Source organism: uncultured Campylobacter sp., from assembly GCF_938031315.1.
In the GTDB taxonomy this organism is placed as follows: domain Bacteria; phylum Campylobacterota; class Campylobacteria; order Campylobacterales; family Campylobacteraceae; genus Campylobacter_B.
The window spans coordinates 1-2094 of sequence record NZ_CALHHT010000311.1; the positions used below are offsets into that span (position 1 = coordinate 1).

General features: G+C 44.7%; 2 protein-coding genes. One reads left to right on the forward strand and one right to left on the reverse strand.

Annotated features, from left to right (window positions below):
- The first annotated feature begins 461 nt into the window (after window positions 1-461).
- The gene (locus tag Q0236_RS07730) at window positions 462-1193 is read left to right on the forward strand and encodes a DUF4197 domain-containing protein (RefSeq protein ID WP_297916635.1); all 732 of its coding nucleotides are present in this window, start codon (window positions 462-464) and stop codon (window positions 1191-1193) included.
- 430 nt (window positions 1194-1623) lie between these two features.
- On the opposite strand, the gene Q0236_RS07735 is transcribed toward Q0236_RS07730, so the two are convergent.
- Entirely contained in the window at window positions 1624-1896 is a 273-nt protein-coding gene (locus Q0236_RS07735; protein WP_297916637.1) for a hypothetical protein, read from the reverse strand.
- Between the last annotated feature and the right edge of the window lie 198 nt (window positions 1897-2094).

Consider the following 2094-nt stretch of genomic DNA (forward strand, 5'->3'; position numbering starts at 1 on the left):
CAACTCGCTTTATTTTGTCAAAAGCTGCAGCTCGCTTTTAAATTTAAACTCTTTAAATTTACGACGAGCTTTTTGGCTGCTTTGATAAAATTTTAATCGTTTGCGCCGAGGATATAACCGCTCATCGATATGCTTTGTGCGTCTTGCGTTGGTATCGCGCGCGCTGCGTAAATTTAAATAGCGCCAAGCAATGCGGTTTTAAAATTTTAAGTCGTCATAGCGCCGATTTTAAATTTAACTGTAAGCGCGCAAAGTCCGCCGCCGCCAAATTTTATCTTTAAATTTTGCCAGTCAAATTTAGCTTTGAAATTTGACGTTTAAAATTTAACTCGAAGCCGCTTTAAATTTAGCCTAAATTTTATCTCAGCTCGCCCGCGCAGCGCGTAAATTTAAACCGAGCACGGGCTGAGCGTTTACCGCAGTTTGGCATAATGGCGCAAATTTTATCCAAAGGTTGCAATATGAAAAAATTTATAGTTTTACTCGCCGCCGCGTCGCTGTCGCTTGCGCATGCGGACGTAACGGATATCCTAAAGCAGGGTGCGGACGTGCTCGGTGCGACTCAGAGCGGAAACTACAAAGAGCTGCTCGCTTCCGCTACGAACCGCGCCGTAGCCGAGCTCGCCAAGGGCTACATCCACAGTAAGACCGCTAAAATCGAGCTTCCTCCTTCGCTTAAGGCGGCTGCGAAGCTTGCGAGAAAGGTGGGCGGCGATAAATGGGAACGCGAGCTCGTCGTGAGTATGAACGACGCCGCTACCAAGGCGGTAAGCGGCGCGAGCAAGATATTTTTGCAAGATCTGAAATCTATGAGCGATGCCGACGTTAAAAAGCTCATCGGCGGCGGCGACACGGCGCTTAGCGAGTATTTGCAGAGTAAATCGGGCGCGAAGCTGCGGGCGGTTTTCAGACCGATCGTAAGCGATATGATGAGCAAAAACAGCTTCGCGACGGCGTATAACGGGCTAAATTCCTTCGCGCAAAACAAGATCGCGGGCAATGAAGCGGTGCAAAACATCGCGCGCGGGCTGGGTGCGAGCGAGTATCTGCCTAAGCAGGGCGAGGATTTGAACGATTACATCACGCAAAAGACGCTGGATGGGCTATTTGCGGTGATGAGAGAAAAAGAAAGCGCGCTTCGCGGCAGCGCCGTCGGCAAAGGTGCGGGGATTTTGGGTAAGGTGCTTAAATAAAGCTCGCGGCGAGACTTTGGCGTAAATTTCGCCGTATAGCTAGCTGCTTCCTGTTGCTTCGCGCTGCCGCCCGCGTAGTCTAAAGCTGCGCGCAAAGTGCCCGCTCGCGCGAAGCGGCTGCTTGCGGCAAATCATCGGGCGCGCGGCGAAATTTAGAAGTTCGTTTGTCGCGCGTTTTCGCGCGATCGATTTTATACGATAATCTTGCTGCGAAGTTAGTCTGCGAAATTTAAAATTTCACGCGGAGTTTTAGAATTTCGTGCGGCAATTGAATGCGCGTATATCTAGCGCTTACGTCTGAAATTTTAAGAAGCGACGGAGTATCGGAAAGTAGGGCGGTAGTCGATAAAAGAGCAAGGGTAAATAAAGAAAGTCGTCTTGTAAATTTCATCGCTTTTATCTCTCTCTTTATTGTTCCGCAAAAACCGGTTTACTCATTAGTTCTATTATTTTCTGATTCCATTCTTCTTAATTCTTTAAGCGCTCTATTATGGACATTGGCTTGCTTGCAAACTCTACCTTCAGCAGCAATATATCTTACTAAATTTATATCATTTGTATCGATTGCTATCAATAATCTACCCATAAGCCTTTCCTCTACAAAAAACGTATAATCGCACTTTGCACACAAAGTACTTTCATAAATTATAAATAATAACAAAACTACTACGGCGCAAATTATAAATTTTAATACTTTAACCATATTTTCTCCTTGTGTGTATTCTTGCCCGTATATATTGATAATGTCGATTGGCTAGGCATTATATCACTTCTTATTTTTAAATTTAAATCTCTTTCGCTTTATTTTTATGAAATTTTCTAACTGCTTATCGGTAAAATTTAAAACCTCTTTTCGGTTTTGCAAATTTACGTAGGTGTGCCTTATATCACAGCATCTATA

Coding starts and splice junctions, on each gene's coding strand:
- Q0236_RS07735 (WP_297916637.1), bottom strand. CDS start 1,896: ATGGTTAAAGTATTAAAATTTATAATTTGCGCCGTAGTAGTTTTGTTA.
- Q0236_RS07730 (WP_297916635.1), top strand. CDS start 462: ATGAAAAAATTTATAGTTTTACTCGCCGCCGCGTCGCTGTCGCTTGCG.